6 protein-coding genes are annotated in these 18,602 nt (G+C 35.5%); 4 read left to right on the forward strand and 2 right to left on the reverse strand.

What is annotated here, in order from left to right:
* Positions 1 to 30 precede the first annotated feature (30 nt).
* On the forward strand, positions 31 to 3,264 hold the full coding sequence (locus NYR30_RS11180; RefSeq protein ID WP_302501180.1) for an ESPR-type extended signal peptide-containing protein: 3,234 nt from the start codon (positions 31 to 33) through the stop codon (positions 3,262 to 3,264).
* Here the strand turns inward: NYR30_RS11180 and NYR30_RS11185 are convergent.
* Entirely contained in the window at positions 3,206 to 3,562 is a 357-nt protein-coding gene (locus tag NYR30_RS11185) for a hypothetical protein (RefSeq protein WP_302501182.1), read from the reverse strand. The genes NYR30_RS11180 and NYR30_RS11185 overlap by 59 nt on opposite strands.
* Here NYR30_RS11185 and NYR30_RS11190 point away from each other — a divergent pair.
* Positions 3,501 to 10,880: a YadA-like family protein gene (locus NYR30_RS11190; RefSeq protein ID WP_367401241.1), complete on the forward strand. Its 7,380-nt coding sequence runs from the start codon at positions 3,501 to 3,503 to the stop codon at positions 10,878 to 10,880. The genes NYR30_RS11185 and NYR30_RS11190 overlap by 62 nt on opposite strands.
* Positions 10,881 to 11,071: 191 nt before the next feature.
* Here the strand turns inward: NYR30_RS11190 and NYR30_RS11195 are convergent, their stop codons facing one another.
* Complete coding sequence (locus NYR30_RS11195; RefSeq protein WP_302501186.1) at positions 11,072 to 12,040, reverse strand: IS30 family transposase; 969 nt, start codon at positions 12,038 to 12,040, stop codon at positions 11,072 to 11,074.
* 339 nt (positions 12,041 to 12,379) lie between these two features.
* On the opposite strand from NYR30_RS11195, the gene NYR30_RS11200 reads away from it, so the two are divergent.
* Both NYR30_RS11200 and NYR30_RS11205 read left to right on the forward strand, forming a co-directional pair.
* Positions 12,380 to 17,026: an SGNH/GDSL hydrolase family protein gene (locus NYR30_RS11200; protein WP_302501188.1), complete on the forward strand. Its 4,647-nt coding sequence runs from the start codon at positions 12,380 to 12,382 to the stop codon at positions 17,024 to 17,026.
* 309 nt (positions 17,027 to 17,335) lie between these two features.
* Entirely contained in the window at positions 17,336 to 18,595 is a 1,260-nt protein-coding gene (locus NYR30_RS11205; RefSeq protein WP_066422299.1) for a TolC family protein, read from the forward strand.
* Positions 18,596 to 18,602: the final 7 nt, after the last annotated feature.

Consider the following 18,602-nt stretch of genomic DNA (forward strand, 5'->3'; position numbering starts at 1 on the left):
ACTTAGATTATAAATTCAAAGGCTACTAATATGAACAAAATTTTTAAAGTTATTTTTAACCATTCAACAAATCAATGGACGGTGACTTCCGAACTTTCAAAAACCAGAGGAAAATCGTCTACCGTTAAATCGAACGCAATCGCAACGCATAATCATGACCAATGTCGCTTTGGTAAACTTTCTATCATTTCAATAATGATAAATTCCATTTTGTTTTGCATGCCTGTTAATGCGTATGCTATTGACGGAAAAGCAGATGCAGTGGTAACAGATAATGGTAATAACAAAAAAATCGGATACAATATGGCAATAGGTTTAAATTCTACCGCAACTGGCGGTAGGGCTATTGCCATAGGAAATGACCATGGAATGAAAGAGGGTGATATACCCAGTGACACACATAAAACTACAGTTAACGGTGACCAAGCTATAGGTATAGGAACAGGTATTAAGGTAAATACAAGGCAAGCCATAGGCATAGGAAATGATTTAGATGTAACCGGAGTAGGTGCAATAGCTATCGGTAGTGATGATATGGGCGACTTATCAGCGAGTTTAGATTGGCCTAGAACTACAGCGAATGGAAATGGCTCTATAGCATTAGGTGCTCATGCCACATCAACAGCAACTGGAAGCTTAGCTATGGGGGCATTTTCCGGTGCAAGTGCTGAAAACAGCCTTGCTATGATGTGGGGTGCTAAATCTAGCGGGACAAAATCAATAGCAATAGGTGAAAAAACTATTGCATCAGGAACCAGCAGCCTTGCATTAATGCAAGGAGCTAGAACTGGAGATGTTACAGTAACGGACACTACAAAAAATGAATTTAGAAAGAATAATGGTACAGCCGATAATGCCATAGCTATAGGTAAAGATGCCTTAGCTAAAAAGAATGATACCATAGCGCTAGGTACAAACACTCAAGCAAATGAAGCAAATGCTGTAGCTATAGGTAAAGGAGCTGTAGTTAATAGTGCAGACAGCGTTGCGATAGGTTCAAATTCAACCACAAATAATAAAAATACTATTAACAATAGTACCGGAACCAATAATAATGGTGGTGATAATGCTGGTTATTATAAAATTAGTGGATTGAAATATACTTATAGACCAACAACAGGAACTAATGGCAATGTTTCAGTATTTTCAGTTGGTAAAGAAAGTTATGAAAGACAAATCCAAAATGTAGCATCAGGTAAGGTTAGTGCCGATTCATCTGACGCAATTAACGGCTCACAATTGTACCAAACAGCCGCTACGCTAAAAGAATATTCGGATGAAATCGGCTGGAGTGTAAGTGATAGCACTAATACAGCGCAAATCACTAATAAATTAGAAGAAAATTCAAGAGATAAAGTTATTTTTAAAGGCGAAGGTGCAACGAGTGTAACACTTGATACAGCCAAGAAAACCTTTACAATCTCAACTCCAACTGCAACTATTACTAACAATAACGGCACTTTTTCAGTTAATAATAGCGATGATAATAAGCCTGTAACTGCTGCAAGCGTTAAAGATAATTTAAACGCGCTGAAAGACTTAGGCTTAAAGTTTAGTGGAAATACTGGTGAAGTTACTAAAAAACTAGGGGATACGCTAAAAATAGCTAGTGGTAATGTTAATGGTGGTTTTGTAGATAAAAATTTAAAAACCGAAGCTGATAGCACAAATGGCATTAAAATCGGCTTTAGTGATACACCAGAATTTAAAGAAGTTACTGTAAAAGATGGTAATGAAAGCGTAGTAATATCAAAAAATACTATTAAAGGTAAAAATACAAATGATACAAGTGGGATAGAATTTAAAACCAATGAAATAGCCCTAAGTGGTAACGGAACTAGTCCAAAAATTACAAATTTAGCAAAAGGTAATATTGCAGATAACTCAACCGATGCAATCAACGGAGCACAACTATATGATTTATCAAAAAATATAATAGGGGTTGATTATTCTTCTAACGCATTCACCAAACCTAAATTTAAGAAAATCAATGCGTTAAAAGATAGCTTTATGGCTCCTAACACTCAAGAAAAGCCAGATACGACTAGTGGTAGCACTGCTACAGGAAATAATGAAAAAGATATTAAAGCGAGAATAGATGACATAATAGACGCTTTAAACACAGGCAGGATTTACGCAGCTGATGATCATAAAATATCAAATGGAGCTGGCAGTGGTGGGAATACACTTAATCCGAGTTTAGATGCTGATACAATCTTTACTCAAAACAATGCACTTAAAAAAGATTTGGGTGAGGCTATTTATATATTAAGTGGGGATTTTAACACTACCGATTCAAGTGGCACTACAAACTATAAAGGCAATAATCTAGCTACGTCAGTTAAAGACGGCAATTTATATATCGGTATGAAAGAAACACCTGATTTTAATACCATTAATTTAAATGGCAAAGCTTTAACTAGTGATAAAAATGGCAATCTTACATACAACGGTAAAGCAGTAGGCTCTTTGCATTACCTATCAGTTAATGGTGGTACAAATGGTAACACAGCTCAAAATGGCAATAATTACAACAACGATGGAGCAAAGGCTACTAATTCGGTGGCTATAGGTGTAGGTGTTGCTAACGAAACATCAGCTACAGCCTCAGTTTCTATAGGTTCAGGTATCACAAAGGCTAATGATTCATCTGTTTTAATCGGTTTAAATGCAGGAACGTTATTGGGTAGTAGCAATGATAATGCTAATGTAGGCACTCAAGCTATAGGTATAGGTGCAAATGCAGCCCCAAAAGGAAATTATGCTATATCTCTAGGCTCAAACGCTCAAGCAACACAAGATAAAGGAATTGCAATAGGTTCAGCGGCTATAAACGGTATATATAAGGGTATAGCTATCGGCGATGGTGCACAAATAACCGGTAATATGCCTGTTGGCAGCGTTGTGATTGGAGCCGGATCAAGAATTAGTGCAATGAATACTGGTTCTTATGTGTTTTCAGTATTAAATAATAATGCAAATAATGATAATATAAAAGCTAGACCAAATGATAAATTTTTAACACAAGATGAACTAGCTGAAGCTATAGCTTCAGCTAGTGGAGATATTAAAAAAGAAAAATTAGCTATATACAATGCTACAAATGCAAAACCTATCTCAGTATTTTCGGTCGGTGCAGCTGGTAAAGAACGCCAAATCCAAAATGTAGCAGCAGGTGTAGTTAGCAAAGATTCAACCGATGCAATCAACGGCTCACAGTTACACTATACTGCTTTAAATTTAAAAGATTATTCGATAGTTTAGGGTGGAACATTAAAGGAACAAGTGGAACAAATACTGAAGTTATTAATAAAATAACAAAAGATAAAAATGTTAAATTTGTAGGTAGTGATGGCACTACAGTTAATGTAGAAAACTCAGATGATAAAAATACTACAACGGTTACTATTTCATCAAAACCGGTAAAATATTTTTCAGTTAATTCAACTGAAGAAGGTAATAAAGATAGCAATGGAGCAACAGCAAATAACGCTATAGCAATAGGTCCAAATGCAAGTTCAAGCAGTGAAGGTTCTATTGTTGTTGGTAATAAATCTACCATAAGCGATAGTATAAATTCAGGCATATTTGGTAGTGAAAATACTATTGAAAAATTTATAGATTCAACAAATATTAGCCATAATGGAACTGGTAATGCTTATGTATTCGGTGGTAAAAATACAATAAGAAATAGTTCAGATACAGCTATTGTTGGGGTTGGCAATACTATTGAACACGCACAAAATAGCTTTTTATTAGGCAATAGTAATGTTAGTCAAAATGCAGATAGGAAAGGGTTAAATAATAGCCAAGTAATTGGTAATAAAAACACAATTAGTAATAATAAAAGTTCACTAATTTTAGGAAATTTAAACAAAGAAGATAGCTCTAGCAATATTTTTGTAATAGGTGCTAATAATATAACAAACACAACTGCAAATACAAATATTTTTGGTATGTTTAACAAAGCCACAAGCTCTAGTAATTCAAGTGTTTTTGGTAATATTAATGATATATCAAATGCAAAAAATTCCATAGCTTTAGGAAATAATATAACACTAGACAAAGAAAGCAGTTTTGTATTAGGTAACAATATAAAAGCCGATAATAGCAATTCTGTATATTTAGGAGATAAATCGTATGTTACATATAGTGCTAATACAAATGTAGCTGTTAATAACAAAACAGTTACAACCACTACAAAAGAAGTAAGTACAGATCAAGATAAGCATACAGAAACCATAATCACACTAGCAGATGGCACTACAACCACAGGTGGCTCAAAAGGAACTATCACTAAAGGTAGATTAAATAAAGGTACAACCAAAGAGATAGTTTATGGTGGAGAAAAAGATAGCAAGAATGAATTTGCAGGAGCTACTTCAATAGGTGGTGTTAGCGTTGGTTATGCTGGTGGTGAGCGTAGGATTATGAACGTTGCAGCTGGTGAGATTTCAGCTACATCAACCGATGCTGTAAATGGCTCTCAGCTATACGCCGTAGCACTTAAAAACTACACTCCGTATTTTTCAGTAAAATCAACAGAAGATGGGAACTACAAAAACGACGGAGCAAGTGGAACTAATGCTATGGCAATAGGTCCAAAAATTAGTGCAATGGGTGATAAATCAGTAGCTATAGGTAATGATATAGATATACAAGCAGACAATATAATAGCTTTAGGTAGTGGTATTAAAGTTGATGGAGAACATGAATACATACAAAGTAATGGAAGAAAATGGAAAACTAAAAGCATTGATGCAATCTTAATAGGAAATAAAGCTGGTAAGCTTCATTCAAAATTATATGATAACGGAGAATTAAAACAAGGTACTATAGATATTACTGGTGTTGCTAAAGATACTCAAGTTGGTCCTTATTCTATAAGTATGGGTACTAATTCTTTAGCAGCTGGTGATTTTTCAATGGCTATAGGTAGCTCCGCAATAGCACAAGGTAATAGGTCAATGGCTATTGGGAATAATAATTTAGCAGGTAATACAAATGATATCGCAAGCACTCAAACTAAGACACAAGTTTATGGAGAACAATCAATAGGTATTGGTACAGGAATACTTGTAACAGCTAAACAATCTGTAGCTTTGGGTAATGATTTGAAAGTATTTGGAGTCGGTGCTATAGGAATAGGTGGCGATGATAGTGGTATAAGTGGTTATTGGCCACCAACGGTAGCAAATGGAAATGGTTCTGTGGCTATAGGAACACATTCTCAAGCTATAGGTAACAATTCATTAGCACTTGGTGCCGATGCTCGTGCTGGAATTACTAATACTACTCCAGATACTAATACTAAATCACAATTAAGTATAACAAGTGGAGAATATTCTCTAGCTATAATGGCTAAATCAAAAGCTCAAAAAGATAAATCTATAGCTATAGGATATAGTTCTGATTCTCAAAATGAAAGAGCAATAGCAATAGGAAATGATAGCACAGCAAGTCTTGATGATTCTGTAGCTATAGGTTCTAATTCTAAGGCTACTACATTAAATAAAAGTGGAAATTTTGTTTATATGCCTGATGGTAACACTAGTAATCAATCAGTAGCTGCTAAACCAGTAGCAAACACTCATTCAGTATTTTCAGTGGGTGACAAAGGTAAAGAGCGCCAAATCCAAAATGTAGCCGCAGGTTTAGTTAGCGAAAATTCAACCGATGCAATAAACGGTTCACAATTATGGGCTACAGCTACAAATTTAAAAAATTATTCAGACCAAATCGGCTGGAGTGTAAGTGATAGCGATACTGACAATAAAGCTGTAATAACCAATAAATTAAACGATAAAACAAATGTTAAATTTATCAGTGATAGTGCTAATTCTCTAAGCGTAACTTTAGATAAAACCAATATAAACGAACCTACTATTAAAATAGCGACAAAAACAGCGACTTTACAAAACGATAATGGAGTTTATAAAGTAAATCCTACGGATAAAGCTGATAGTTTAATAACAGCTGGTGAAGTGGCTAGTAATTTAAATGATTTAATAAATACAGGCTTAAATTTCTCAGCTGATGATTATGTAAAAGGTAATAAACAAACTATTGCTAATAAAAAACTAGGTGAGAGATTAGAAATAAAGAGTGGAGAGATTACAAAGGACAGCACAATCTATAAAGGTGGCAATCTAGCTACATCGGTTGATACGACTGGAAAAATTATAATAGGCTTTAAAGATAATCCTACATTTAGTGAAGTAACAGCTGATAAATTTATTGCCGGTGGTGTAGTGATTAGTAAAGATGATGGCATTAATGCTGGTGGTAAGAAAATCACAAATGTTAATACTCCGACAGATAATAACGACGCTACAAATAAAAAATATGTGGATGATGCTGTGACAAGTGCTGTAGGTAATAGCAAATGGAAAATTAAAAACAATAGCGGAACTGAAGTAGCTGAAATAGGACAAAATAATGTAGTAGATTTTGCAAATGGAGTAGGTACAACAGCAAGTGTTACAAAAGATGATACAACTAATGATACAAAAGTTACATTTAATGTTAATGTTGCTAACAAACCAACAATAGGAGCAGATGGTATTATACCTACAAGTACAAATGGCATAAACACATTCTACGATGCTCCTACTATTGATAGTATGCTTAATGCTATTGGCTGGAATATTTCAGGTGCAAATGATAAAAGTAAACACCTAATTACAAGTGGCAAACAAGTTGAATTTGTAGCTGGAGACAATACAAGTGTAGAAGTTAGTGACGAGAAAGATAATAAGACTACAGTTAAAATATCATCAAACACGCCAACTACAACATTAAACGATGATAAAAACACTAATAATGGAAACATTGCAACGCTAACTAAAGACGAAGAAAATAAATTTGTTACAGCTGGTAATTTAGTAACGACTATCAATAATAGTTTAGGTGAAGTCAGAAATTTAGGGCTTGACTTTACAGCTGACATAAACGGAACAGATCCTGATAATAAGGTTCATAGAAACTTAGGCGAAAGTCTAGCAATAAAAAGTGCAAACTTTAGCGATAGCGGTAAAGAATATAAGGATAAAAATCTAAAAACTAAAGTAAATACAGATGCTATAGAAATCGGTATTAGTGATAAACCGGAATTTAGCGAAGTAACAGTTGGCGATACTGCTAAAAATAATTTAGTTTTAAGTGGTAATTCTATACAAGGTAAAAATAACGGCACGAACACAACCGGTATTCAGTTTGATAGCGATAAGGTTAGTTTATTAGGTACTAATGGTAGTGGCGTAAAACTTTCAAATGTAGCAGCCGGTGAGATTAGTAATAATTCATTAGACGCAATCAATGGAACGCAATTATCTTCTTTAGGTAATATTTTAGGATTAGCTCCAAATAATAGTAACAATACTATTTTTGGCAATCCTACATTTACAGCATTAAAAGATAAAAAAGGTAGCGACATTGTTACTACTAATCTGATAAGTTATTTAACAGCTATTAATAATATTGCTGCTAGATTAAATGACGGAATTATATTTAATGGTAATAGTGGAAATGACAGTAATACACCACAATATTTGGGTTCCAAATTAAGCATAGTTGGTAGCGAAAAAGTAGCAACTGAAACTTATAAAACAGATAATATTACTACAGAATACACAAATCGCGATGGAAATGGAACCATTACAATTTCTATGAAAGACAAGCCTAAATTTAGTGAAGTTACAGCACCATTATTTAAAACAGGTGATGAAGCAAATAGTCCATCAATGAGTAATGCTGGAATTAACGCTGGTAATAGAGCAATTACAAATGTTGGCACTCCTACTAATGATACTGACGCTACAAATAAAAGCTATGTGGATACAGCTGTAAAAGATGCTGTAGGTAATAGCAAATGGAAGATTAAAAATAATAGCGGAGCTGAAGTAGCTGAAATAGGACAAAATAATGTAGTAGATTTTGTAAATGGAGTAGGCACAACAGCTGAAGTTGAAAAAACTAGCGATGGTGCGAAAGTTACATTTAATGTAAATAAAGCAACCGCACCAACAATTACTGATGGAATTATTACAAAACCAACTACACCAAATGTTGCAAACACATTCTACGATGCTCCTACTATTGATAGTATGCTTAATGCTATTGGTTGGAATATTTCAGGTGCAAGTAATGAAAACAAACACCTAATTACAAGTGGCAACCAAGTTGAATTTGTAACTACCACGCCAAATACAACAAGTGTAGATGTGAGTGCTGATAATAGTGGCAAAACAACTATTACGGTTAATACATTAACAGCAACTTTAAGTAATGCTAGTGATAATAAAATAGCAAATCCTACTGGCGATGAAGCTAATAAATTAGTGACAGCTAGTAATGTGGCTAATGTTGTTAATAAGGGCTTAGATTCTTTAAAAGATTTAGGTTTAACGTTTGGTGCTGATACTGGGACAGCAACAAAACAAGCATTAGGCTCAACTCTAAATATAAACGCAGGAGATGTAGATACTGATTATGTTAGAGGTAATCTAAAAACCAAAGTTGACAATGGTAAAATTACAATTGGCTTTAAAGAAAGTCCGACATTTAAAGAAATTACAGCAAAAGACGACAGTGGTTCTACTGTAATCAATGGTAATTCTATTAATGGGAAAAATGGAAACAATGGAAAAACAAGTGGGATTGAATTTAAAGAAAATGAAATCGCATTAAAAGGTAAAGATGATAATTCCCCTGTGAAAATCACTAATGTTGCCGACGGAGTTAATGATAACGATGCTATTAACAAAAAGCAATTTGATGAAGGTGTTAAAAATTTAGAAAATTTAGCAGCAGCAGCAAAAACTGAAGTAGTTTCAGATGATAGCTCGGTAAATATTACAGAAAGAAGAGATGAAAAAGGTGATAAACATACAATTTATGATTTATCAGTAAATAAAGCTACTTTAAATATTTCACCGGACGGTAAAAATATTACAAGCGATAAAAAAGACAATGCCTTTGTAACTGGCGAAAATGTTGCTAATATCGTAAATAAAGCGGTAGCAAGTGCTAGAACAGAAGTAACAGCAGGTAAAAATGTAAATGTTGTGGCTAGCAATGGAACTGACGGGCATGATATTTATGATATAAATGTTAGTGGAGATCTAACAGAAATATCATCTATTGCTAATGGTGCTACAAAAATTTCACTTGATAAAGACAAAAATGAAGTAAATGTAAATAATGCAAAAATTGCAAATGTAGCCGACGGAGATATTAGCAAAGATTCAAAAGACGCTGTTACAGGTGGTCAAATTCATAATTTAAAAAATGAATTGGCTAAAAACATTAGTGCTGCAAAAACTGAAGTAAAATCAGATGATAAGTCAGTAACAGTTACTTCTACAAATGCAGATGATGGGCATACAATTTATGATTTATCCGTTGTTAAATCAGAATTAACAATATCAGATAATGGAAAAACCATTACAAGCAATACGCCTAATAATGCCTTCGTAACGGGAGATAATGTTGCTAATATCGTAAATAAAGCGGTAGCAAGTGCTAGAACAGAAGTAACAGCAGGTAAAAATGTAAATGTTGTGGCTAGCAATGGAACTGACGGGCATGATATTTATGATATAAATGTTAGTGGAGATCTAACAGAAATATCATCTATTGCTAATGGTGCTACAAAAATTTCACTTGATAAAGACAAAAATGAAGTAAATGTAAATAATGCAAAAATTGCAAATGTAGCCGACGGAGATATCAGCAAAGATTCAAAAGACGCTGTTACAGGTGGTCAAATTCATAATTTAAAAAATGAATTAGATAAAAACATTAGTGCGGCAAAAACTGAGGTTACTGGAAGTGGCGCTGCAGTTGTAACGCAAAAAACAGGTAGCAATGGTCAAACTGTTTATAATGTGCATGTTGATAAATTGTTGACATACACCGATAAAGACGGTAATGAACTATCCCGAGTGGGTGATAAGTTTTATCGTGTTGTTAACGGTGTGCCAGATGCTTCTCAGGAAGTCAGTGTTGATACGGTTGCAGGTATTTCCTTGCTCTCTCCAGCTGGGAAGTTGGTAAAATTGGATAAGGTTGACAATGGTACCCTTGCCGACAACTCAAAACAAGCTGTTAATGGAGGTCAATTAAAAGCGATGGGTGATCAGTTGGGACTAGCTGTGAATGAGAAAGGCGATGGCTTTGATAATCCGATGCTTACAAAGCTGAAAAATGCTAAAGGTGAAGAAGTTGCCCCACAAAAATCAACAATTGTTAATGTGCTTAACAATACAGTGGATACGGTAAATCAAGGATTGGATGTTGCTGGGAACAATGGTACAGGTAAACAACATTTAGGTTCTAAAGTAAGTATTGTCGGCAGTGCAAAAGAGTCGTCATCGACTTATTCATCTAACAATATTACTACAGAGTACACCCGTGATAATGAAGGTAACGGTACAGTGACTATTTTGATGAGGGAAAATCCTAGTTTTACCGGTGTTGTGACTTCAAATCAGGGCTTTCATGTGGAAAATGGTCCGTCAATGACTACAGCGGGTATTGATGCAAGTAATAAGCCTATCAGTAATGTGGCATCCGGCATCAAACCAACAGATGCGGTAAATGTACACCAATTAAATCAATTGAGTAGCCATGTAATACAATTGGATAAAAGATTACGTGGCGGTATTGCCGGAGCAGTAGCGACTGCAGGATTGCCACAGGCATATATTCCAGGCAAAAGTATGGTTGCCATCTCTGGCGGCACCTATCGAGGAGAGCAAGCTGTTGCTGTCGGCGTCTCTCGTATTTCTGATAATGGTAAAATGATTCTAAAATTAACGGGAAGTCACAATAGTGGAGGAGATTTGAGTGGTAGTGTAGGAGTGGGTTATCAATGGTAAATATTGTAGAAGATCAGACTTGATCTGACAATTCACTATAAAAAGTGAGAGTTTCCCGTTTAGAATATGAGTGTAAAATTGGTGTAATAGACAAAATGGTTGCTGATTTTGAAAAACTACACCAAGTGGACAAAGTGGTTGCTAATAATTATTTTCTGAGATTATTAGCAACTCTTTTTATTCTTGAATTGTCAAACCAAGTGCAACACTTTATCAAAATAGACCTCATAAGGTGTCTTCCAATTTAAACATTTACGTGGTCGGTGATTAAGTTTATCGACCGCCGCCTGTATCTTCACTTCTGAAACGGGCGTTATATCCATGCCTTTCGGGAAATACTGTCGCAATAACCCATTAGCGTTTTCATCCGTTCCCCGCTGCCAAGGCTGATGTGGCGGAGGAAAATAAAATTCAACTTCAAGCGCTGATGTCACCTGCTGATGTTTGGCAAATTCTTTTCCTCTATCGGGCGTAATGCTCTTGAGGGGTTGATTTCTCAATGCTGTTTCCATCGCCTTAACCACGTCTTCCGCTTTTTTTGAAGATAACTTCGTCGCAATTAGAAAGCGACTGCGTCTATCATTCAACGTCAGCAAGCAGGCTTTGCCAAACTGCCCTGATACCGTATCCGCTTCCCAATCCCCCAAGCGACTTCGCTCATTGGCTTCCTGTGGGCGTTGGTTTAACTCGTGGCTAATAATAATTTTGCCTCGTTTTTCTACACTATTCGCACGATGACGCCGCTTGCCTTTATGACGCAGACAGCGTTTCGCGGTTTTACGCGCGTTATCAAACAGGCAGTCATTTATCGCCCGATAGATTGTCGTAAAACTAATTCGATATGGGCTGTTCTCGTGCTTTAACCGTTGCGAAATCTGCTCGGGAGACCAGTTATCCACAATGAACTTCTGCTTTACCAACTCAAAGAGGGCGGCGTTTTTTAGCTTCTTATTCGGCTTACACTTCGCTCGTTTCTGCTGATAACCTTGTTGAGCCCACTGGGCAGTATAGCAGCACCTTGAGCAGCGTTTTAACTCTCTTGAAATCGTGGATTTATGTCGTTTGAGTGCAACAGCAATAGCGCTAATCGTGTGTCTCAATGCGTGAAAAATCATTATCTTTTCACGCTCATCTATTGTAAGATGGTGATAAGTGTTCATAAGTTTTTGTCCTTAATTTTTTCAAAAAATAAGTTTTTGTCCTTAATTTTTTCAAAAAATAAGTTTTTGTCCTTAATTTTTTCGAAAAATAAATTATAGCGGATTTCCTTATGAACACTTTTTTTATTTGTTGCACTTAGATTGTAAATTCAAGCTGAAAAACGATTACTACTGTGTGTAGTAATATACTACAAGCAAAAAGTTTTAGTTTAGTATATTAACTTTGATAAGTTCTGTTGAACTGAAACTCAACAAACCCCATCTGTTAGGTATTTATTTTTTCCACTTAATAAATTAAAATCAGAAAAATTTATCAATAAAAATTTGGATATTCTAATAATGAAAAAACATATCTTAGCATTAAGCATTTCTCTTGCATTAAGTACTTGTGTATATAGTGCTAATGCAGAAATGCCTGAAAAATTGATTATTTTTGGAGACAGTTTAAGTGATAACGGGAATATTCTTAGATTTACTTTGAATCAAGAGAATGTTTACAATGAATACTTAGCAAACTATTTTGGGTATAGTTCACCTCGCCATGATGGAAACTTTTTTACTAAAAGAAATCAAGATGGGCCAAATTATGCGTTAGGTGGCGCTGTAGCTAATAATAATTTGGGTGGTTTATCTGGTTTGGTATCCCCCAAACTTAGTGATGAAGTTCAAAATTATTTAAAAAGTGCTCGTAATCTAAAAGATAGGGACACTAAATATATTTTTTGGATTGGTGGAAATGATTTACGTTTAGCTGATGACGATATTAAACTGAATACATATGACGTAAGTACCGATCAGAGTCATAATGAAAAAATTTTAGAAAGTATTCAATCCGTAGAGAAGCAGATCAGAAAATTATTAATAGATGCAAAAGCGAAATTTCTTATTGTTCCAAATGCCCCAAATATAGGAAATACACCAAATTTTATTAATAATTTTTTAGCTGATGGTGAAATTTATTATAACGGGGGCTATAAAAAGCTTGCTGGTTGTAATGGGGGAGGCTGGAACTGTTTTTGGGGAGTCTCGCCTAAAGTAAGTAAGGAAGAACTGATTCGCTTCTTGGATGATCAGAAACATCCAGGAAAATCTGCCCGAGATGTTATTTATGACGTATTTGAGTATGCTGTTCGTAAGCATTATCGGTTAACCCCGGAACAGCCTCTGACTCAACATGCTCGTAATGAATTAGATTTATGGAAAGATCACTATGATCTCGTCTTTAAGGCAGAAACTTCCTTGGTCAATACGTTTAATCAAGGAGTTGATCGTGTAATAGAATATTTCAAAAAACATCCGGATTATCAAGACGTCACTTTTATTCGCCCAAATATTCAGCTTTTATTAGATGAAGTTATTGAGCACTACCAAGATTTTGGATTTAACAATGTGGTGGGTTCGCCTGCAGATTCTTTTACTTCAGGTGTAATTGGTAAAGGAGCTGGCTCCGGACGTATTGCAGCGTTTGAACCTAAAGATGGCGTTCGAGGAGAAAAAGATAAAGAATATTTATGGAACAAAGGCTATAAATATGTATTTGCAGATCAATTCCATCCTTCACCAAAAACACACAGAATGATATATGATTATATTGTATCATTACTAGAATCTGAAAGTGGCGATCCTATAGATATGAATATCAAACGTATTAGTACGACTCCATTTAGTAGTACTGATCGGAAAATTTATCACTCTGCTGAAGATGATGGTGTATTTAATACAACTTATGTCTCTGGCGTAAACCAGATTACAAAATCAGATCTTGATATTTATAATGATGGAAGAGCTTTGTTTGCAGCAGATGGTGGTGTTATTCGTTTAACTAATACTAATATAACTTCTCAAGGGCGCTTAGGGGGGGGGATTATTAATGCGGAACAAAGAGGTAAGATCTATCTCACTAATGGTTCTATTGATATTTATCGAACCAATCCTTATGCAGCACCGTTTGGTGTAATGGTTAATGGCGATGGTTCACTAGTAAAACTTGATAACATTCGTTTAAATACCTATGGTAAAGAAACTACAGCCATTACAGTTGGAAATAACGCTGAAATTCATTTAGCAAATAGCACAGTTAAATCTAACGGAACAGGGGCGAATGTATTAAATTTATGGGATTCTAAAGCAACTATTATTAAGGCAACATTAAAAACAGACAGTGATAAAGCAAGTGCTATTCGAGTTTTTGCTAATGATAATGGTAATAGGGAAGCAACTTTAGTAGCGGATGGTTCTACTTTTACTTCAGAAAATCATTATGCAATCAAAGTCGCTGAGAATGCTACTCGGAATCCTGCGATTTTATCTGCTACTTTGACAAACTCAGTAGTAAACGGTGATATTTATACTTCAGAGCCTAAAAATAATGTCTTTTTACATTCTAAGTCCTATTTTACGTTTGACAAAAATAGCTTCTGGAACATGAGAGGAAATTCTAATGTAACTTCTCTTTCTCTTAAGGACTCTACATTAAATTTATCTCAATCTTCGGATAATTGGAATGCAAAAACATTATCTATTGCTAACGATTTTATTACTCAAAATAGCTATATTAGATTAGGTACCGATCTCAGTGATGACAACAGTAAGACAGATAAAATTGTCGTTAAAGGAATTTCAATATTAAATGCAAATTTATACATAGATAAACGTAATTCTTCTCTAGGGTCTTCTACTCAAGCCGGAATTAAAGTTATTGATTTAAACGGAGATAAAAGTAATACCGGTACTATTAGCTTGGCTAAGGAGATTAATGCTGGTATATACCAATATTTACTAACACACGGTGGTATTGGTGCTGATGATCAAAGCGATTGGTATTTAACATCTTCTTATATTAAACATAATGATCAAGCTACTCCAGTCATCATTAAACCTGAAAATACCGGTACTACTGATCGTTCAAGTAACGTCCCTAAAGAAAACCGACCGACTGAGGGCGTAGCAAAACCGACTGAAACGGCTCAACCTGCACAACCAACGGAAGAAATTGCAAAACCAGCTGAACCTACACAACCGACCGAAGCGGTGGCAAAACCAGCTGAAACGGCGCAACCTGCACAACCAACGGAAGAAATTGCGAAACCGGCTGAAACGGCTCAACCTGCACAACCAACAGAAGAAATTGCAAAACCAGCTGAACCAGCTCAACCTGCACAACCAACGGAAGAAATTGCAAAACCGGCTGAAACGGCTCAACCTGCACAACCGACCGAAGAGGTGGCAAAACCAACTGAACCAGCTCAACCTGCACAACCAACGGAAGAAATTGCAAAACCGGCTGAAACGACTCAACCTGCACAACCGACCGAAGAGGTGGCAAAACCAACTGAACCAGCTCAACCTGCACAACCAACGGAAGAAATTGCAAAACCGGCTGAAACGGCTCAACCTACACAACCAACGGAAGAAATTGCAAAACCGGCTGAAACGGCTCAACCTGCACAACCAACCGAAGCGGTGGCAAAACCAACTGAACCTGCACAACCAACGGAAGAAATTGCAAAACCGGCTGAAACAGCTCAACCTGCACAACCAACAGAAGAAGTGGCAAAACCGGCTGAAACGGCTCAACCTGTACAACCAACGGAAGAAATTGCAAAACCGGCTGAAACGGCTCAACCTGTACAACCAACGGAAGAAATTGCAAAACCGGCTGAAACGGCTCAACCTGCACAACCAACCGAAGCGGTGGCAAAACCAACTGAACCAGCTCAACCTGCACAACCAACGGAAGAAATTGCAAAACCGGCTGAAACGGCTCAACCTGCACAACCGACCGAAGAGGTGGCAAAACCAACTGAACCAGCTCAACCTGCACAACCAACGGAAGAAATTGCAAAACCGGCTGAAACGGCTCAACCTGCACAACCGACCGAAGCGGTGGCAAAACCAACTGAACCAGCTCAACCTGCACAACCAACGGAAGAAATTGCAAAACCGGCTGAAACGGCTCAACCTGCACAACCGACCGAAGAGGTGGCAAAACCAACTGAACCAGCTCAACCTGCACAACCGACCGAAGCGGTGGCAAAACCAGCCGAATCAGAAATAAAACCTATTTTGAATAAAGATGCGACTCTATTCTCCGCTTTACCATACATTAGTCAATCTGTAGGGGAACGACACTTAGAGTATTCTGTTCGTAATCCAAATGTACCATTATGGGGAAGGAAAGATAGTTTAGATTATTGGGTTAATATGGCATATATTTATGATCGAGTTAAAGGTAAGGACTTCCTTAATCTTCAGCAAAATGGTCAGATTCTTGCCATGGGTAAAGATCTTGTTACAACCGATAATACGTTGTTCGGAATTTCCAGTACGTATTCCAAAACAAACACTTCTGTTGAAAATTACAGTAACTGCCAATTAGGATTGAATTGTGCTTCAGGAAAAGTTACTTCTGAAATGATATCAATCAATGGATATTATTTATATGATTGGGGTAACTGGTATGCACAGACTGTTCTCAGTGCAGGTAAAGTGAAACATAAATTTAAGAACAGCAGTAATTTTACTTATGGAATTAACGGTTATATTATTTCTTCTGAGCAAATTTTAGGTTACCGTTATCCATTAAATGAGAATCTAGCATTATATAGTGATATCGGATTGCAAGAAACTTATCACCGTTATTCTTCTACTTCTGTTGAAGAAATTCATGTTGATAAGATCAATCAATATAATGTGAATGCATTAATGAATGTTGGTATACAATATCAAGTAGAAGCTTTTACTCTATCATCCAATCTAAGAGTGATAAAAAATCTACATGATTTTAATTACTTAAAGATGAATAACGTAAATATTCAAGATAAATTTGCAAAAGATAGAGCTTCGTTATCGACAAATGCAAGATACTATATTACAGATAATGTTTCTTTATTTATGAATTTTGAATATCTACGCTCACTAAACAATGATAGAATAAACAAGTTTAAACAACTTAACTATCAAGTTGGTGTTAATATTCAATTTTAATTATCTTGGGATTTTTATCCGTACCCGCCCTGTAAAGTCTCGACTTTCAGGGTGAGGATATAAGAATTGAAAATAATCCTATGAAGACTAATCACTTTCTTCTCTATAATTGCAATTAGAGTACGGCATATTCATAGTGCTTGTGAGGCTTATTAGATAACGGCAATAAGCTCTTCCCGGAATAGCCTATTACTTACAATGAGAACGATTTGTCATTCCAGTTCTTTATTAGGACAAAAAGATATAAAATTTAAATTTTTTCTAAAAATAGAAATAATGATTAAGAATAACTTTTACATTGGGGCTTATATGAAACATAAGGCTTTTATTTATTTCATACTTGGATGTTTTTTATATTTCACAAATATAACTTTTGTCTATTCATCTTCACAGACACAATTGAAACGAATTCTTGAATATACATTTGCCAAAGATCCCGAATTGTTAGAGGCTAAAACAAACACGATGATCGCTCACAGTCAAACAGAGCAAGCAATCTCAGGGCATTATCCGACCCTTTCGGTTTTTGGACGCCAATCTTTAGAAACTTATTCGAAAGAAAATACGAGTGAGAGTAACTCACATAAATTCATTCCTGGCCTGTCTGCATCAATGAATATTTATTCTTTTGGTGCTATTGAGAAAAAAGTCGCTCATTCAAGTGCGAATGAAGAATCTTTTCGTTATAAATATGATGAAGTAAAAGAAAATATAGCTTATAAAGTTACAGAACTTTATTTAATGGCACTAAAATATAAAGATACGGTTTTGGCTCAATCAAGAGGATTAGTTCGTTTACAAACGATTATTCAAGAAATCAGTGCTATCGCCGATAATGATGAAGGGCGACGTTCAGAATTCGTACAAGCACAAGCTCGTTTATTTGCCGTTGAACAACAAATGAACGCAACAGAACGCGATCTCCAAGATACCTTAAGCCAATTACAACGTTATTCTGGAGCTAAAATTAACAAAAATGAAATTCAAGATCCTTTTGATACTTTAACTCGGAATTTATTAGAAAAACATTATTCACAACCTCAACATTTGCATCCATCTTATCAAGTAGCCAATGCCAAAATTAAGACGGCTCAAGCTGGTTTAGAAGCCGAAAAAACAAGCCGTTATCCTAAAATTGATGTAATTGGTCAAATAACAAAAGATGAACGGCAAGTTTACCTTAATGTATCTTGGGATATGTTTAATCGTTCCAACTCATACAGCGTTCAAGAAAAAGCACAGATGTTAAGTGCAGAAAAAACTCGTTTAGAACAAACAGTTCTCGATTTACAAGAAAAAAATAGAAAAGCACTCATTAACTTAGATGAGTATAATAAACAAATTAAAACATTATCTAAACAAGTTAACTCACTATATGAAGTGACTCAATACTATAAATTACAATTTTCAATTGCTAAACGATCTCTACTTGATTTATTAAATGCTGAAAATGAATTATTCAATGCAGAATTAAGTAAAGTCTCTACCGAATATCAATTTCGTCATTCTTATTTAGACTATCTTTATTCTCAAGGAATGACATATAAATGGGCATCAGATCTAAAATAAGATAAAA

It is taken from the genome of Gallibacterium salpingitidis (assembly GCF_030517105.1).
GTDB classification, from domain to species: Bacteria; Pseudomonadota; Gammaproteobacteria; order Enterobacterales; family Pasteurellaceae; genus Gallibacterium; species Gallibacterium salpingitidis.